Source organism: Mycobacterium sp. 1245111.1 (assembly GCF_001673405.1).
Classification (GTDB): domain Bacteria; phylum Actinomycetota; class Actinomycetes; order Mycobacteriales; family Mycobacteriaceae; genus Mycobacterium.
Genome location: NZ_LZLV01000107.1, coordinates 40,438 through 57,548, shown reverse-complemented (window position 1 = coordinate 57,548; position 17,111 = coordinate 40,438). Strand labels below are relative to the sequence as shown.

The 17,111-nt window shown below is 66.6% G+C and carries 18 protein-coding genes; 4 read left to right on the top strand and 14 right to left on the bottom strand.

Going from position 1 to position 17,111, the window contains the following annotated elements:
• From A5658_RS29120 to A5658_RS16010, 3 genes are all read right to left on the bottom strand, one after another.
• A partial coding sequence (locus tag A5658_RS29120) for a universal stress protein (protein WP_369830532.1) occupies positions 1–238 on the bottom strand: 238 nt, incomplete at its 3' end.
• Positions 239–282: 44 nt separating this feature from the next.
• Positions 283–462, bottom strand: a complete 180-nt coding sequence (locus tag A5658_RS29115; RefSeq protein WP_067337000.1) for a universal stress protein — start codon at positions 460–462, stop codon at positions 283–285.
• 12 nt (positions 463–474) lie between these two features.
• Entirely contained in the window at positions 475–1,455 is a 981-nt protein-coding gene (locus A5658_RS16010; RefSeq protein ID WP_067336997.1) for an NAD(P)H nitroreductase, read from the bottom strand.
• 133 nt (positions 1,456–1,588) lie between these two features.
• Between A5658_RS16010 and A5658_RS16005 the strand changes: the two genes are divergently transcribed.
• Positions 1,589–2,770: a zinc-dependent alcohol dehydrogenase gene (locus A5658_RS16005; protein ID WP_067336994.1), complete on the top strand. Its 1,182-nt coding sequence runs from the start codon at positions 1,589–1,591 to the stop codon at positions 2,768–2,770.
• Between the two features lie 41 nt (positions 2,771–2,811).
• Here the strand turns inward: A5658_RS16005 and A5658_RS16000 are convergent, their stop codons facing one another.
• The 6 genes from A5658_RS16000 to A5658_RS15975 all read right to left on the bottom strand — a co-directional run bounded on the left by A5658_RS16000 (position 2,812) and on the right by A5658_RS15975 (position 6,986).
• Positions 2,812–3,699 (bottom strand): universal stress protein, encoded by an 888-nt coding sequence (locus A5658_RS16000; RefSeq protein WP_067336991.1) that lies wholly within the window; start codon positions 3,697–3,699, stop codon positions 2,812–2,814.
• Positions 3,700–3,795: 96 nt separating this feature from the next.
• Complete coding sequence (locus A5658_RS15995; protein WP_067336987.1) at positions 3,796–4,410, bottom strand: TetR/AcrR family transcriptional regulator; 615 nt, start codon at positions 4,408–4,410, stop codon at positions 3,796–3,798.
• Between the two features lie 2 nt (positions 4,411–4,412).
• Positions 4,413–5,582, bottom strand: a complete 1,170-nt coding sequence (locus A5658_RS15990; RefSeq protein WP_067336983.1) for a lipid-transfer protein — start codon at positions 5,580–5,582, stop codon at positions 4,413–4,415.
• Complete coding sequence (locus A5658_RS15985) at positions 5,579–6,034, bottom strand: MaoC family dehydratase (RefSeq protein WP_067336980.1); 456 nt, start codon at positions 6,032–6,034, stop codon at positions 5,579–5,581. The genes A5658_RS15990 and A5658_RS15985 overlap by 4 nt, the downstream gene beginning before the upstream one ends.
• Entirely contained in the window at positions 6,031–6,435 is a 405-nt protein-coding gene (locus A5658_RS15980) for a Zn-ribbon domain-containing OB-fold protein (protein WP_067336977.1), read from the bottom strand. Before A5658_RS15980 ends, A5658_RS15985 begins: the two co-directional genes overlap by 4 nt.
• Positions 6,435–6,986, bottom strand: a complete 552-nt coding sequence (locus A5658_RS15975) for a MaoC family dehydratase (RefSeq protein ID WP_369830533.1) — start codon at positions 6,984–6,986, stop codon at positions 6,435–6,437. Before A5658_RS15975 ends, A5658_RS15980 begins: the two co-directional genes overlap by 1 nt.
• A gap of 238 nt (positions 6,987–7,224) precedes the next feature.
• On the opposite strand from A5658_RS15975, the gene A5658_RS15970 reads away from it, so the two are divergent.
• On the top strand, positions 7,225–8,694 hold the full coding sequence (locus tag A5658_RS15970; RefSeq protein WP_067336970.1) for an aldehyde dehydrogenase family protein: 1,470 nt from the start codon (positions 7,225–7,227) through the stop codon (positions 8,692–8,694).
• Between the two features lie 148 nt (positions 8,695–8,842).
• Here the strand turns inward: A5658_RS15970 and A5658_RS15965 are convergent, their stop codons facing one another.
• Positions 8,843–9,730 (bottom strand): universal stress protein, encoded by an 888-nt coding sequence (locus tag A5658_RS15965; protein WP_067337031.1) that lies wholly within the window; start codon positions 9,728–9,730, stop codon positions 8,843–8,845.
• 128 nt (positions 9,731–9,858) lie between these two features.
• A complete protein-coding gene (locus A5658_RS15960; RefSeq protein ID WP_067336967.1) occupies positions 9,859–10,845 on the bottom strand; it encodes an NAD(P)H nitroreductase in 987 nt (328 codons plus the stop codon).
• Positions 10,846–11,019: 174 nt separating this feature from the next.
• Between A5658_RS15960 and A5658_RS15955 the strand changes: the two genes are divergently transcribed.
• A complete protein-coding gene (locus A5658_RS15955; protein WP_067336964.1) occupies positions 11,020–12,426 on the top strand; it encodes an acyl-CoA synthetase in 1,407 nt (468 codons plus the stop codon).
• 49 nt (positions 12,427–12,475) lie between these two features.
• Complete coding sequence (locus A5658_RS15950) at positions 12,476–13,804, top strand: MFS transporter (RefSeq protein WP_067336961.1); 1,329 nt, start codon at positions 12,476–12,478, stop codon at positions 13,802–13,804.
• On the opposite strand, the gene A5658_RS15945 is transcribed toward A5658_RS15950, so the two are convergent.
• From A5658_RS15945 to A5658_RS15935, 3 genes are all read right to left on the bottom strand, one after another.
• Positions 13,767–14,921: a PPE family protein gene (locus A5658_RS15945; RefSeq protein ID WP_067336957.1), complete on the bottom strand. Its 1,155-nt coding sequence runs from the start codon at positions 14,919–14,921 to the stop codon at positions 13,767–13,769. The two genes, A5658_RS15950 and A5658_RS15945, sit on opposite strands and share 38 nt — an antisense overlap.
• Before the next feature lie 35 nt (positions 14,922–14,956).
• Positions 14,957–15,766: a PE domain-containing protein gene (locus A5658_RS15940; protein ID WP_067336954.1), complete on the bottom strand. Its 810-nt coding sequence runs from the start codon at positions 15,764–15,766 to the stop codon at positions 14,957–14,959.
• Positions 15,767–15,929: 163 nt separating this feature from the next.
• Entirely contained in the window at positions 15,930–17,102 is a 1,173-nt protein-coding gene (locus tag A5658_RS15935) for a PPE family protein (protein ID WP_067336951.1), read from the bottom strand.
• Positions 17,103–17,111 lie beyond the last annotated feature (9 nt).

The window sequence follows — 17,111 nt, the reverse complement described above, 5'->3', positions numbered from 1 at the left end:
GGCTCAACCGGGTTGGGTTGCCTTCGTGACTGCGAATGATCGCCACCGGGCAATGAGCCCCTTCGGCGACGTCGGCAGCCGTCGAACCCAGCACGGCGCGGGCCAATCGGCCGATACCCGTCGAACCCATGCAGATCATTGCGGCCTCGCCAGACTCGGCGATGAGCATCGCGGCGGGATCGCCTCGCAGAAGCTCTGTTTCGACCTTGACCGGCTTCCCGGTAGCTGTCACCGCCATGCAGGCCACCCTCAACGCCGTTTCCGCGTATTCGACTTCCATGTTCACGTTGCCGACGGCGCTGAAGGGGCGGGCTCGACTTGCGCGGGGATGGTGTGAACCAGCCGAAGTGGGATCTCCCTGCTGACGGCCTCGTCGACTGCCCATTCCGCGGCTCGGAGCGCGGCTTGAGAGCCGTCGATGCCCACCACGACGGCGGGATGGGGGATTTCGGTGCGGCTCATCGATCTCTCCTTCTAACTGTTGGTTCCGAGGACGTCAGGAAGAGCTCGTCGTGGCGTCGGCGTCGGCTTGGTTTCGGTGAGCGGCGACACACCCACTCGGATGAGGACTTGGGGTACCGCGTCTCGCTCGACGAGCGTCCGAACGAGATCACGGGTGACGTGCAGTTCGGTCAGATGCGTCACCGGGCACGTAGCGAGGTCGTGCACGGTGCACTCCAGCAAGATCGCCGAAAGCGCTTCGCCGGCCGCCAATGCGCCGGCGCGACTGTCGTCATCGGTGGACAGCAGCAGGACCGTGGCGTGGTCCTCGGGAACCGCGGAGCGTCGTTCGGGTTGGTGACCGGCCGGGAATGTTCGGTCTATCCCGACTCGTTCGCCTTCGTGCTTCGATACCAGGGCGCTGTATGGAATGCCTTCCGACGCCTCGTATGGCGCTGTCCACCAACGGAGTTCGTCGTGGTAAGGAGCGTCATAGCGCCGCAGGTTCTCCGCGAGTTCGGTTGCGTACGCCAGCCGGGGCCGCGCGTCTTCGGGCAGCACGTCCAGGTGCACGGCTGGTTCGTCGATTGCGGCCACCAGCGCAGGTTCGACGCGGTCCCAGTCTGCGGCTTCGCTGTAAGGTAGCCGATCGGTTCGGCGGACCGAGATGGCGTCGGCTCGACGCCGAACCTGGTCTGCGACAGACCGGGCCGCGGTAAACGTGATGGACGCCAAGTGGTCCGGATTCTTCGGGTTCGGAAACCGATCGATGTGAGGCTGCCAGCCGCGCGCCAGCATCGCCGTCCGCAGATGGTCGAGGGCCGCACCACAACTGATAACTGCCTCTCGCGCGGCTCGATCGGTGCTAAGCACCCGGCCCCGATCGAGGAGCAACCGCAGTTCGCCACCGTTGAGCACCCAGCGCCACGGCTGGCTATTGTGCAATGACGGGGCGCGGCAGGCCGCCGTCACCGCGTCTTCGATGACTCCGGTCTCAACGATGGTGGCAGGCATAATCGACCTCCGATGTCGGCTGTCTTCAGCCTCGTGAAGCTGCAGCCCCGTCGGCAGGGCCATAGGTCATCAGCCCAAGGCCATCAGACCCACCGGACTGTTTCGGCAATCCTCAGACGGGTACGACCTGGAGATGAAAGCTGTCACTTGGCACGGCAAACGCGATGTCCGCGTTGAGTCGGTGCCCGACCCCACGATCGAAATGCCGACGGACGCCATCATCGAGGTGACCTCGACCAACATCTGCGGCTCGGACCTGCACCTCTACGAGGTTCTCGGACCGTTCATGAAACCCGGTGACATCCTCGGTCACGAACCGATGGGTATTGTCCGCGAAGTCGGCGGCGAAACCGGCGACCTGAGGGTCGGTGATCGGGTGGTGATTCCATTCCAGATCTCCTGCGGGAACTGTTGGACCTGCAACCAGCAGCTCTACACGCAGTGTGAAACCACCCAGGTACGCGACCAAGGGATGGGGGCGGCGCTATTCGGTTACTCCGAGCTGTACGGCGAAGTGCCCGGTGGCCAAGCCGAGCTCCTGCGGGTACCGCAAGCGCAGTTCACCCACATGAAAGTCCCAGAGGGACCGCCTGATTCGCGTTTCGTGTACCTCTCGGATGTGCTTCCGACGGCATGGCAGGCAGTGGCCTACGCCGACATCCCCGACGGAGGCTCGGTCACCGTGCTGGGACTCGGCCCCATCGGGGACATGGCCGCCCGCATCGCCGATCACCTCGGCTACCGGGTGATCGGCGTCGACCTGGTGCCCGAACGGCTGGCCCGCGTCGCGGAGCGCGGCATCCAGACCATTGACCTCAGCCAGACCGACGACCCGGTTGGCGACGTGATCCGCGAGTGGACCGACGGGCGTGGCACGGACGCGGTGATCGACGCGGTCGGGATGGAAGCTCACGGGTCGCCGATCACCAAGGCGGCTCAACAGGTCACCGGCCTGCTGCCGGACATGCTCGGCAAGCGACTGATGCAGACCGCCGGTGTCGACCGGCTCGGCGCGTTGTACTCGGCGATCGACATCGTGCGGCGTGGCGGAACGATCTCGCTGATCGGTGTCTACGGCGGCATGGCCGACCCGCTGCCGATGCTAACGCTGTTCGACAAACAGATCACGCTGCGGATGGGTCAGGCCAATGTCAAGCGTTGGTCGGACGACATCATGCCGCTATTGACCGACGACGATCCGCTCGGCGTCGACACTTTCGCCACCCATGTCTTGCCGCTCGACGAGGCGCCGCACGCCTACGACATCTTCCAAAAGAAGCAGGACGGCGCGGTAAAGGTGATGTTGCGGCCCTGAGACACGATGACCAAAGCCATTCCCCGGTCGCTAGTTGACGCTCACGACGGGCGCGCCACGATCACCGGCGTGTGCACCGCCTGAACCACTGCGTTGCTGACCGAACCCAAGAGCATGCCGGCAAGCGCACCGCTCCCATGCGTTCCGACGACGACGAGTTGGGCGGATTCCGATGCGTCGACGAGCGCGTGCGCGGCTCGATCACTGACGACGCGGTTGTGCACCAAGACCTCCGGATAACGCTCCTGCCAGCCTGCCAGCGCCTCGGCCAGGACCCGGCCTTCCTTGGCGGTTGTCGGCGACCAGTCGTACCCCGGAATCGCATTCATATCGACGTCATTCCACGCGTGCAGCGCTACCAGGTCAGCATGGCGAAGCGACGCCTCCTCGAACGCGATCTCCGTGGCGAGTTCCGAGGTCGCGCCGTCGATTCCTACGACCACGGGACCCCTTGCGGGATGGGGCATTTGCGTCTCGTCCTCGCGGATGAGCGCAACGGGACAATGCGCGTGCCGAATGAGTCCTGAACTGACCGAGCCGAGAATGCTGCGGGACAATGCCCCGCGTCCACGGGACCCGACGACGACGAGCTCAGCGTCCTTCGATTGGTCGACGAGCGTCGGGACGATGGCGGCGGACGACAACAATTCGCCGTTGATGTGTATCTGCTCGGTGTCGGCGATGGCGGCACGGGCGATCGTCGACGCGTGCGCGAGAAGGCTGCGGCCCTCGGCCCGTTGCTCTTCCGGCGTTTCTTCGAGGGTCGGCGCCTGCGACCAGGTCGCATCGGCGGGACTCGCCACGTGCACGAGGGTGAGCGCTAGACCACGGCTGGCCGCATCGCGCGCGGCCCACTCGACCGCGGCATCGGATTCCGGTGATCCGTCGACGCCGACGATGATGCCGAGGGGCTTGGTTGTCGAAACCATGGTGGTCTCCTTTCGTCGAGGAGAACGCTAATGCGGCATCGGCCACGTGCCATGGGTCTTTGGTCCCGATCTGCGGCTCCGGATGGCCGCCCGGCGTCAGCGGGTGTCGGCTGTGCGTCGGGTGCGTGAACGGTCGTTGGCGAACCCCTGAACAACGTGGGCGCGCACGAAATCGGCGACCACTTCCGGGTCGTCCATGTTCAGTGTCGACGACGGTGTGCTGAACAACGAGAACAGGATTCGCGCGAACCACTCGCCGCTGGCCTGAATGTCGAGATCCTTGCGCACCTCGCCGGTGAGCTTGGCGGCCGCCAGGTGCGGAGCCAGGAAGTCGACACATTCGCGCAGCAGCACGGCGGCGTCCTTGGTCAGTAGCAGGCTGACCGCTTCCTCGTCGAAGTACTTCTGGGAGGCGATGGCCCGGCGCGCTTGGGTGACGAAAACCGCTGCGCGAACCAGCTTCTCCTCCAGCGAACCGGCGCGGTCCATCGCGGTGGACATCTGCCGGTAGAACTCTTCGGACGTGTGCTCGGCGCAGGCTTCGACGATCGCGGCTTTGTCGCGAAAATACTCGTAGATCGTGCTGCGGGAAACCCTTGCCGCCCTAGAGATATCGACGATTGTCGCCTTCTGCAGTCCCTGCTTGCGGAAGCAGGCGTAGGCGGACTCGATGATGAGTTGGCGGGTATCAGTCGCGGTGGCGTGTGTCATGGTCAGTCCGTGGCGAGAATCAGCCCGCTGGTAGGCACCCCGGTGCCGGAGGTGACGAGCACATGCTCGACGTCGTCGACTTGGTTGTGCGATGTGCCCCGAACCTGGCGCACCCCTTCGGTGATGCCGTTCATCCCGTGGATGTAGGCCTCGCCGAGCAGTCCGCCGTTGGTGTTGATCGGCAGCTCGCCGCCCAGCGACAGCCGCTCGACGGTGGCGAAGTCGTTGGCCTCGCCGCGCCCGCAGAACCCGAGCTCCTCGAACTGGGTGAACACAAACGGCGTGAAATGGTCGTAGATGAACGCGGTTTGGATATCGCTGGGCTTGAGTCCCGAGTCGCGCCACAGCTTGTCCGCCACCACGCCCATCTCCGGTAGGCCGGTGATGTCCTCGCGGTAGTAGCTGGTCATCATCTCGCCGTTGAACGCGGCACCCTGGGCGGCAGCGGAGATGATCGCCGGAGGTTGCTTGAGGTCGCGGGCGCGCTCGGCGCTGGTGACGACCAGCGCGACACCGCCGTCGCTCTCCTGGCAGCAATCCAGCAGCCGCAGAACGGGTTCGATGATCCACCGCGAATTCTGGTGGTCTTCCAGGGTGATCGGACGCTCGTAGAACCACGCGTCGGGGTTGGTGGCGGCGTGGGCGCGGTCGACGACGGCAATCCGGCCGAAGTCCTCGTTGGTCACACCGTAAGTGGACATGTAGCGCTGAGCATGCAGCGCGACCCACGCCGCGGGGGTGAGCAGGCCGAACGGCGCGTAATGCGCCATGAACAGCGGGGTCTCGGCGCTGGTGCGGCCGCTGCCGCCGAAGCGCATCCCGGACCGTTCGTTGAAGGCGCGGTAGCAGACCACCACATCGGCGACCCCCGCGGCCACCGCCATAGCCGCGTGCGCGACCGTGCCCGCTGCCGCACCGCCGCCGTGCGGAACCCGGGAGAAGAAGGTCAGATCGCCGATGCCGACGTTGCGGGCCACCTCGATCTCGTCGCTGGAATCCATCGTGAACGTGACCATGCCGTCGACGTCGCTCGGCGCCAGGCCCGCGTCGTCGAGCGCGGCGCTGACCGCCTCACATGCCAATTGCAGTTCGCTGCGGCCGGATTCCTTGGAGAACTCGGTCTGACCAATGCCGGCGATGGCGGTTGTCCCGGCCAACAACGACACGCTCATGAGCCGCTCCCGTCGAGCAGGCTCAGGACCGCGGTCCCGGTGACGTGGTTGCCCAGGCTATTGGCGGCCTGGAAGCTGACCTCGACGAAATTCTCACCGTTCGCCCCCTCGTTCTTGCCGGTGACCTCGCCGGTGAAGCGCAGCGGGTCGTCCGGAAACGACGGCACACCAAGGCGAATCGCCAGCTTGGTGACCATCGCCTCGGGGCCGGCCCAGTCGGTGAGGAACCGCACGCAGTACCCGTTCGAGGTGAGGATGTTCATGAACAGGTTGGGCGAGCCCTGCTGTTTGGCGTAGACGGCGTCGTGGTGCACCGGCATGAAGTCGCGCGATGCGATGGCGCCCGCGACGATCATCGTGGTCGTCACCGGGATCTCCATTGGAGTCACCTCGTCGCCGACGTTGATGTCGGCCCACTTCAATGTCGAGGTGCGGGCTTTGGCGGTCGTCATGGCCGTCCTTCCGGCCGGAACTGGTGCAGCACAAGGCCTCCGTCGAATTCGGCGAAGTACACTTCGACCGGCATTCCGACCTCAACATCGGCGGGGTCGACGCCGGTCAGGTTCGACACGATCCGGACGTCCTCCTCGAGCTGTACGAGCGCGACGATGTACGGATAGTCGAAGAACGGAAACTTCGGTTCGTGCGGCATCACGAAGCTGTAGACGGTGCCGCGACCCGACGACTCGATCGCTTCCCATTCCAGCGAGCGGCATGCCGGGCACATCGGTTGCGGCGGATTGCGCACCGCCGCACATCCGTTGCAGCGCTGGATCAACAGCTTGTGCTCGCGCAGCCCGTTCCAGAAGAACTCGGTGTCCGGGCTGACTGCCGGTGCCAGTCGGGTCGCCATCAGTTCGCCGGCTTGAATCGCAGGACCCGGAAGCGTTGCTTGCCAAGCACTTCGCCGTGCTGGTCGGTGTAGGTGAGCACCCAGGTCACGAAGAAACCAGTACCCAACGCCGTGGTCTTCTCGTCGGAGACGTCCTCGTACACTGAGGTGGCGCTGATCTCGTCGCCCAGCTTCGGGTAGCGGTTGATCTCGAATTCCGAGTTGGTCGCCACGATACTGGTATAGCCGGCCTCGTCGAGAAACGCGGTGGGATTGTTGGTGATCTCGACCGGGGAGCCGCCGCGTTCGCCGATCCCTTCGAGTTTCGGTGCCGGCATTGTCCAGGTTTGCAGCATCACCGGCGGCGACACGATGCCGCCGAACCGGGATTTCGCCGCGAACTCCGGATCGAGGTAGACCGGGTTCATGTCGTTCAGTGCGTACGCCCAGTGCCGGATCATCGGCTGGTTCACCGGATCCGGGGCCAGCGTGGGCTTGTCTGCGCCACCGGTCGGCTTGCCGACGAGTGCCTTGAGTTTGGCGTGCAAGTCAGTATCGGTCACTGAGCGGATCCTCCTTGTTTCTCGGCGAGCTGTACGCCCCGCGGGATCCCCTGCACACCCCGGCCTCCTCGACGGCCGCAATCATACAAATGCCTTCGATCTGTCTGGCCGATTCTGTCTACCCTTGCGGCAGCGATGCTGTCAATATGCCTGCTGTTGAACTGAAATAGCCCGTATCCAGGTCGAACGTTGACGACAGCGGGCTGACGGGTGTAGACCGAATGTTGAGCCGCCGGAAGGACAAGACATGGCTGACCCATGCTCATTGATCGACACCTATGCGGTCTACATCGACGGCCAATGGGTCGACCCCGACGGAGACGGGGCCCACTACGACGACGTCAACCCGGCCACCGAGGCGGTGATCGCCTCGGCGCCCGACCCCAGCCACGCCCAGGTCGCCGCCGCGGTCGCGGCCGCCAGGGCGGCATTCGATTCCGGGCCATGGGCCGACACCAGTCCCGAGCAGCGGGCGGTTTACCTCAACCAGCTCGGTGAGGCGTTGCTGGCACACGCCGACGCGTTCTACGAACTCGCGCAACAGGAATGGGGCTGCACCTCCAACGAGCGCGTTATCCACGTGGAGGGCCCGGCGTTCGCGGCGCTCAACGCCGCGGAACTGGCCACCCATCCCGTCGAGGAGCCGATCGATGCGTTCGGCGCCGCCGGAAAGACGCTGCTGCGCTACGAATCGCTGGGCGTCGTGTCGATCCTGACGCCGTGGAACTTCCCGCACACCCTCAACGTGATGAAAGTCTGCGCCGCACTGGCCGCGGGCAACACGGTCGTGCTCAAGCCGTCACCGCTGGCACCGCTGGCGGGCTTGGCGCTCGCGCGAATCATCGACGAGCACACCGATATTCCGGCGGGTGTGGTAAACGTCGTGACCCCCACCGACGTCGAATCCAGCAAGCTGCTGACCGTCGACCCCCGCATCGACATGGTCAGCTTCACCGGCAGCTCGGTGGTCGGGCGCGAGGTGATGGCTTCGGCCGGAGCCGGCATGAAGCGGCTGCTGCTCGAACTCGGCGGCAAGTCGGCCAGCATCGTCCTCGACGACGCGTCCCTCGACGACGAGACGTTGCAGCGAATGTTGTTCGATTCGTGCTCGTTTCACGCCGGCCAGGCCTGCATTCTGCACAGCAGGCTGCTCTTACCCGACCCGATTCACGACGAGATCGTCGACCGGCTGGTCGCGCTGGCTGAGTCGGTGAAGGTCGGCGACCCCACCGATCCCGACGTCACCATGGGACCGCTGATCAGCGATGCACAGTGCAAACGCGTTCAGGCACACGTGAATCGGGCGCTCGACGACGGCGCCAAGGTGGTCACCGGGGGTAGTCGGCCGGCGGGTCTGGACAAGGGCTTCTACTTCGAGCCGACGATCCTCACCGACGTCACGCCCGACTCGACGATCGCGCAGGAAGAGGTGTTCGGGCCGGTGCTCTCGGTCCTGCGGTACCGCGGCGACGACGAGGCGGTGCAGATCGCGAACAACTCGCAGTACGGGCTGTCCGGTGCGGTGTGGGGCGCCGATGTCGACCGTGCGCTGGCGGTGGCACGCAAGGTACGCACCGGCCAGATCGCGGTCAACGGGTTTGGCCCGGGCGGCGCGCCGTTCGGCGGCTTCAAGCAGAGTGGGATCGGCCGGGAAAGCGGCGGCATCGTCGGAATTCGTCAGTACATGGAGCCGAAGGCCATGGGATTGCCGCTGTGACGGCTCTCGGCGGGCTCACAGTTGTCGAGACTGCCGACGAAATCTCCGGTCCGTACTGCTCGTCGACCTCGGCGCTGATATCACGAAAATCGAAGCCCCAGAAGGTGATCCGCTACGGCCTCCCGCTTCGTGTGACTGTCCGCTGTGCTCATGGTTGACGAGCGACAATGACCGGCATCCGTGCCGAGTGGGCCACCGAACTACTCACCGAACCCAACAGCATGCCGGCGAATCCGCCTCTACCGTGGCTGCCGACGACCACCAGTTGGGCCAATTCCGAGTGCCGGATGAGTTGGTATGTCGGATGGTCGCATTCGACCAGTCGCCGGACGGTCACGTCGGGATAGCGCTGCTGCCAACCGGCCAGCCGCTCGGCGAGCACCTCTTCGGCGGCCGGCTTCATGGCCGGCCAGTCGATGGCGGGAAAATCGTCGACTTCGACGTCGCTCCACACGTGCAGGGCGACGAGGTCGACGCCGCGCAACGACGCCTCCAGAAATGCGATCGCGGTTGCCGATTGAGACGCCTGCGAGCCATCGATGCCGACCAGAATCGGCGCGTGCGCGGGATCCGGCATCAGCGGATCTTCGTCGTGAATGACCGCCACCGGGCAATGCGCGTGCCGAATCAGGCTCGAGCTCACCGAGCCCAACACGCTTCGGGCGATTGGCCCACGGCCTCGAGAACCGACGACTACCAGGTCGGCGTCTTTGGACATGTCGATCAGTGTCGGAACGGCATGCGCGAACAACAGGTCGGGGTCGATCCGCTCCGGTCCGCCATTGGAAGCGACCTCGTGCGCGAGTCGGACGGCCTCGTCGAGAACCCGCTGTCCATGCTCGACCTGCCAGCGCGAGAAAGTCGTTACCGACGCCAACGGTGGCTGAGTGAGCCCGATCGGGCGCACGGCGTGAACGAGTGTGAGCCGGGTTCTGCGCATCGAGGCATCTCGCGCGGCCCAATCGACGGCGTACTGAGCGGCGGGCGACCCGTCGACACCGACGACGATGCCGAAACTGGTTTCCGGAGTGGACATATGCATCTCCATGGTGATGGCCTCATCTCGGTGTTGCTGAGGTACCCAGCGTCGCAATTCGCCCGGCACATGCGTAGGGCCCAACGTCTACCGGTCGAGGCCCCTAGTGCCCGTCGATGTGGCGGGTGTCAGTCGAACGCTCTGGTCCGCAAGACTTCTGAAAGCGGCCGTCGGGGGGTGGGTTTCGGTGTGCGTTCAGCGACAGGCACAAGGCCGATTCTGACCAGAACCTGTGGCACGCCATCGTGATTCACAAGTGAGCGGATAACGTCGCGGGTCGCGGGTAGCTCGGTGAGGTGGGTTACCGTGCAGGTGGCCAGTCCGGCCACCGTGCAATTCAACAAAGTCGCCGAAAGCGCCTCGCCGGCGGCCAGAGCGTCGGCGCGGCTGTCGCCTTCGGTGGACAACAGCACAATCATGGCGTGATCTTCCGAAATCTCGGTACGACGCTCGGCGCCACGGATGACCGGAAACACGCGTTCGATGCCGACTCGGTCGCTTTCGGCGGCCGAGATCAAGGCGCTGTGCGGTATGCCCTCTGCTTCCTCGAATGGTGCTGTCCACCAGTCGAGTTCGGCATGGTAGGCGGCGTCGTACAGCCGTAGCGACTCCGCCATCTGGGCCGCGTCTGTCAACGTGGACACCAGGCTGTCGGGAATCGCGTCGACGTGAACCGGCGTGCCACCGGTCTCGTTTGCCCACGTCGAGGAAATCGACCCCCAGTTGGGGGGCGCGCTGAACGGTAAGCGGTCGGTGCGACGCGTTTGGATCGCATCAGCCATCAGGCGGTCGTGCGCGGTGACAAAGTCGACCGGCGCGAAGTTGATCGTCGCCAGATGATTGGGGCGTTCCGGGTTGGGCAGTCGCTCGATGAACGCTTGCCAGCCGGCAGCGGCCATCGCGGTCCGTAGATGATCCAGTGCTGCACCGCAGCCAATCAGCGCTTCGCGTGCCGATTGGTCGGCATCCATGACCCGGCTCGAGTCGAGGAACAGCCGGAGCTCACCGTCGCGGTAAACCCACTGCCAGGGCTGACTGTTATGCAGTGACGGGGCGCGGCAGGCCGAGGTCACCGCATCGTGGATGACGGCGCTGTCGAGGGTAGTAGTTGGCATCTGTCGACCTCCGTATTGTGTTCGCTCACAAGACTTCCGGCACCGCTATTGATGGGCGGAGCTCTCATAGCAAGCGTCGGGATTTCGACGTCCCAGGCGTAGGGTCCAACGTCTACTGCTGACAGGCCCTACGGCACCAGCAGTGCGAAATGGCCGATGGGCTAGCCTGCTGACGTGCTGCTGACCTCGTTGGACCCTTCCGTTGTCGCAGGTGGCCACGATCTCGCGGACGCCGTCCGGTTCGGGGACGTCACGCTCAGCCGCAGCGACGTCGTCGGGGCCGCGAACTCTGTCGCCGAACGCGTCCGCGGCGCCGGCGTGATCGCCGTGCTGGCCACCCCGACCGCGCCGACCGCGCTGGCCATCGCCGGTTGCCTGATTGCCGGCGTGCCCGTGGTGCCGGTGCCGGCCGACGTCGGGCAGACCGAACGCCGGCACATCCTCACCGACTCCGGCGCGCAGGCGTGGCTGGGCCCGGTGCCCGACGAACCGGAAGGGCTGCCGCACATTCCGGTCCGAATGGGCGCGCGGTCCTGGCACCACCAGCCAGAGCCGTCGCCGCAGGACACCGCGCTGATCATCTACACCTCGGGTACCACCGGCCCGCCCAAAGGCGTGCAGTTGAGTGGCCGGGCGATCGCCGCGGACCTCGATGCGCTCGCCGAGGCCTGGCAGTGGACCGCCGACGACACCCTGGTGCACGGCCTGCCGCTGTTCCACGTGCACGGTCTGGTGCTCGGACTGCTCGGATCGCTGCGGGTCGGAAATCGCTTCGTGCACACCGGAAAACCGACGCCGGAGGCCTACGCGGGCGCTCACGGGACCCTGTATTTCGGGGTGCCGACGGTGTGGTCGCGGGTGGTGGCCGACGCGTCCGCCGCCGAGGCGCTGCGCTCGGCGCGGCTGCTGGTGTCCGGCAGTGCGGGGCTGCCGGTACCGGTGTTCGACCAGTTGGTCCGCCTCACCGGGCATGCGCCCGTCGAGCGGTACGGCGCCACCGAATCGCTGATCACGTTGTCGACCCGGGTCGACGGTGAACGCCGTCCCGGATGGGTCGGCCTGCCGCTGGCCGGGATCGAGTCGCGCCTGGTCGACGACGACGGCAACCCGGTGCCCCACGACGCGGAAACCATTGGCCGACTACAGGTTCGGGGTCCCACGCTGTTCAACGGTTACCTGAATCGGCCGGATGCGACGGCGGAGGCGTTCGATGCCGACGACTGGTACCGAACCGGCGACGCCGCGGTGATCGACGGCGACGGCATGCACCGCATCGTCGGCCGCGAATCGGTGGACCTGATCAAGTCCGGTGGATACCGTGTGGGCGCCGGCGAGATCGAGACCGTGCTGCTGGGTCACCCGGGGGTGGCCGAGGCTGCGGTGGTCGGATTGCCCGACGACGACCTGGGCCAGCGCATCGTCGCGTTCATCGTCGGCGATGCACAGCCGCAGGAGCTGATCGACTATGTGGCCCAACAGCTTTCGGTGCACAAGCGACCGCGTGAGGTTCGGGTCGTCGACGAGTTGCCCCGTAACGCGATGGGTAAGGTGCTCAAGAAGCAGTTGCTGAGTCAGGGTTGACCGCGCGGCGAGTGTGACAGCGGCGCCGGTTTCTCTTACCGTCGTAACCGTGCGGACATCCGAAGCGGCATCGCTCAGACGGGTCGCCGCCGCCTGCTGGGTTGGCTCGGCGATCGAGTTCTACGACTTCTTGATCTACGGTACTGCCGCGGCGCTGGTGTTTCCCACCGTGTTCTTTCCAGGTCTGAGCCCGACCATGGCGGCCGTTGCCTCAATGGGCACGTTCGCCAGCGCGTTCGTCGCCCGGCCGATTGGTGGGGCCACGTTCGGCTACTTCGGCGATCGCCTGGGCCGTAAGCGGACCTTGATCGCCACGTTGCTGATCATGGCCTTCGCCACCATCTCGGTGGGTCTGGTGCCCGCCACGGCGTCGATCGGAGCCGCGGCACCGCTGATTCTGGTCGGGCTGCGATTGGTGCAAGGGTTCGCCGCCGGCGGCGAGTGGGCCGGGTCGGTGCTGCTGAGCGCGGAGTACGCGCCGGCCGGTAAACGCGGCCGCTACGGCATGTTCACCCTGCTCGGCGGCGGGACTGCCACGATCCTGACCTGCCTGACCTTTCTGGGCGTCAACGTCAGCATTGGCGAGAGCAGCCTGGCGTTCATGCGGTGGGGCTGGCGAATCCCGTTCCTGATCAGCGCCGTGCTGATCGGCATCGCGCTGTATGTGCGATTGCGGATCGACGAGACTCCGGTGTTCGTCGAGGAGCAGAACCGGAATCTGGTCCCCGAGGCGCCGATCGCGGAGTTGTTGCGCCTGCAGCGGCGCGAGATCGTGCTGGCCGGAGGCAGCATCTTGAGCGGCATGTGCTTTGTGTACATGGGCAATACGTTCATGCCGCTGTACGCCCATGCCCATCTCGGCTACAGCCGCACCTTCATCTGGTCCGTCGGGGCGGTCGGCGGGGTGGCGAGCCTGACGTCGGTCGCTGTGTCGGCCGTCCTGAGTGATCGGGTAGGACGTCGCCGGATGATGTTGTTCGGCTGGGCCGGCTGCGTGATGTGGTCGCTCGTGGTGATTCCGTTGTTGGACACCGGAAAACCGATCCTGTACGGGGTCGCGATCGTGGGCATGTTCGGGATCACCGCGATCGGTTCCGGGCCGACGGGCGCGTTCATCCCCGAGTTGTTCGCGACCCGCTACCGCTACAGCGGATCGGCGCTGGCGGTAAATCTGGCCGGCATCTTCGGTGGTGCACTACCCCCGTTGATCGCCGGAACGCTGCAGGCCACCTACGGCAGCTGGGCGATCGGCCCGCTGCTGACCGTGATGGCCGTGGCCAGTTTCGGGTGTACCTATCTGCTGCCAGAGACCAAGGACACCGTGCTCCAATCGCCTACCGTCACACCAGGACTCGAGTCGGCATCACCGTCGGTTTGACGCCGTAGCGCGGAGTGGCGATGCCGTAGCCGCCGCGTCCGGTGGTGGCCGTGGCGGGCATCCCGGTGGCGACGTTTGTCACGCCGCCCTCGTCGACGTCGCCCGTCCAGGCGGCGGCGGTCAACGGCTCGGCGGTTGACTCCGGCGCGGCCGCCGACCAGGCGGTGGGCACCGACATCCTGCCGACCGTCGACGCCTGGCCAACGCTCGCCACCACCGGAGTCGCGCCCGCGCCGGTCGCCGGTGTCACCGAACCGGCCAGGGCCGGGGCCAATCCCGCGCCCAGGGCGGGGGCGGTGGCAGGGGTGGCGATGTTCGACTGCACACCGGTCACGATCGCCTGGAACCCGTTCCAGGCCGCGGCGTTTGTCCCCGCTCCCAACAGCGCGACGCCGTCGTTCCAGATACCGATGTTGCTGCCCGAGGCGATGATGTCGTTGAGGAAACCGTCCGGGCTGTCGAAGATTCCCGCGCCGGGGGTGGCTAACCCCTGCACCGCACCGGGGAGGCTGGAGACCAGCTGGTTGAGCCGGCTCTGAGTGCCGGCCGTCGAGACCGCCGCGCCCTGTGCGGCGGTGCCGCCGGGATTGGTGGTCGCCGCCGGTGACTTGAGCGGGTTCAACGTTCCGGCGCTGGCCGACGCGGCGGCATAGCCATACATGGCGGCAGCATCCTGAGCCCACATCGCGGCGTACTGGGCCTCGTTGGCCAGGATCGCCGGGGTGTTCTGGCCCAGAATGTTGGTGGCGACCAACGCGGCCAGCTGTGCCCGGTTCGCCGCGATCAGCGGCGGCGGCACCGTCATCGCGTAGGCGTTCTGGTAGGCGACCGCCGACGCGCTGGCTTGTGCCGCGGCCCGCTCGGCGGCTGCGGCGGTGCTGTTCATCCACGCCACATACGGCTCGACGGCTGTGGCCATCGCGAGCGAGGCGGGGCCGAGCCACTCGCCGCCTGCCAGTTCGGAGATCACCGACTCGTAAGAGGCTGCGGCCGTGGTTAATTCGGCCGCGAGGTTGTTCCAACCGGCGGCGGCGGCCATCATCGGCGCCGCCCCGGGGCCGGAGTAGATCAGGGCCGAGTTGACCTCGGGTGGGCGTGCTGCGAAATCGAAAACCATGTCATCAATCCTGTTCGGTAGTAGCGGAAGGCGGTTCAGACGCCGGTGGGCTTGGGCATGACCTTGGGCTTGATGCCGTATCGCGGCACACCCAAGCCGGACGTCCGGCCGTTGGAGGCCACCGACGGCAACCCGCCGGGCACCGTCGAAACCTGCGGGCTGTGCGGCGCGGCCGTCCACCCGGCGCCGACCAACGTCGCCGGGGCCGGAGCGGCTTCCGACACTGGGCCGCCGGCCCAGCCGGGCGGCACCGACATTCCGCCGACCGTCGAGGCCTGGCTGATGCTGGCCAACATCGGCCCTCCGCCGGCGGCCGGCGCCGCGGTCGGCACCGGCGCGAGTTCGCCCGCGCCGGCGGCTGGCGCGTCGCCGGCCAGTACCACCCCGGGAGTGTTGGACAGCGGGATGAAGTCCGATGCCGCCGAGCCGAAGTTCGACCCGCCCACGAGGGCTCCGAGGGCGCTGTTACTCAGGGCGCCCGGCAGGATGCCGAACTGGCCGAATTGAGTTAGCTGACCGAGCAGGTCGAATCCGCCCAGGCTCGCCGTGCCGGTCGCGGCCGAGTTAGCGGCCTCGGTGTCGCCGTAGGATCCCGCGCTGGTCCCGAGCATCTGGACGAAGGCCTGATGGATTGCCGTCGCCTCCTCGCTTATCTGTTGGTAGAGGTTGCCGTAGGCGCTGAATTGTGTTGCCTGCAACGCGGAAACCTCATCCGCGGCAGCGGGAGCCACGGTCGCCGTCGACGTGGCGGACGCCGCGTTCTGGGCGGCCAACGCCGTACCGATGCCCTCCAATTTGCCCGCCGCGAATTCCAACGCTTCAGGGTGTGTGGTCACATACGACATCGCGCCGCTCCTTCGGTTGTCCACTTTGGTTGACCTCTGTCCATTTCAGCAGACCCACGGCGCTGGCGGGGTGACATCTGGAGCGCGTTTGCCGACGGGAAAGGCAACGTGGCCGCACACCCGAAGGTGCGCGGCCACGTGTGTGGCAAAACGTCGTCGTTGCTTACACCAGAACGGATTTCGGCATCACCGTCGGCTTGACGCCGTACCGGGGAGTGCTAAAGCCGTAGCCATTGCGCCCGGCCGACGCGACCGCTGGCATGCCGGCTGCCACATTCGTCGTCCCCATGCCTTCCTCGGTCGGTGCCGTCCAGCCCGACCCGGCCACCAGCGAGTTGCCCGCCGACGGGGTTGTGCCTGCAGCCCAGCCGGCCGGCACCGAGAGACCGCCGACCGTCGACGACGAGGCGAGCCCCGCCACGATCGGCGTGCCGGCGAACCCGCCCGCGCCGGCGAGGGCCGCGGCCGGTGCCGCGGCGGTGCTGCTGCCGGCCAGACCCGCGGCCAGGCCGCCCGCCGCGGCGGCGGCGTTGTCGCCGACCACCTTCGCATACAAGATCCCGGATGGGATCGCGGCGAACATCTGCCAGGCGGCGGTGTCGATGATGCCGTTCGGGATGTTCGCCACCAGGCTGTTGGAGAAGAAGTCGTCGATCGGGCTGTCAGCTGCCGCCGCGGCCAGCGGCGAGGACATCGACTGCATGGCGCCGGGCATGTTGGACACCAGCGCGTTGAGACCCGCTGTCTGCGAACCGGTTGCCGCACCTTGTGCCGTTGCGGCCGACTGTGCCGCCTGCCCACCTGGGTTGTTGGTCTCCGGGGGGGGCGATAGCGGACTCAATACCGCGGCGCTGGCCGACGAGCCGGCGTAGCCGTACATCGCGGCGGCATCTTGGGCCCACATTTCGCCGTAGAGAGCCTCGGTGGCCATGATCGCCGGGGTGTTCTGGCCCAGGATGTTCGTGGCAACCAGGGCCGCGAGCTGCGCGCGATTCGCGGCGATCACCGGCGGGGGCACCGTCATCGCGAACGCTGCCTCGTAGGCGGCCGCCGACGCCATCGCCTGGCTAGCGGCCTGTGCGAGTTCCCCGGCGGTGGTTTCCATCCAGTCGATGTAGGGCGCCACCGCGGCGGCCATCGCCACCGACGACGGCCCCAGCCACTCGCCGCCGGCCAGTTCGGCGATCACCGACTGGGCGCCGGCCGCCGTCGTACTCAGGTCGGCGGCCGTGCTGTTCCATGCTGCGGCGGCGGCCATCATCGGGCCCGAGCCGGGACCGGTGTACATGCGGATGGAGTTGATCTCCGGGGGCATTGCTGCGAAGTCGAAAACCATTGCTGTCGA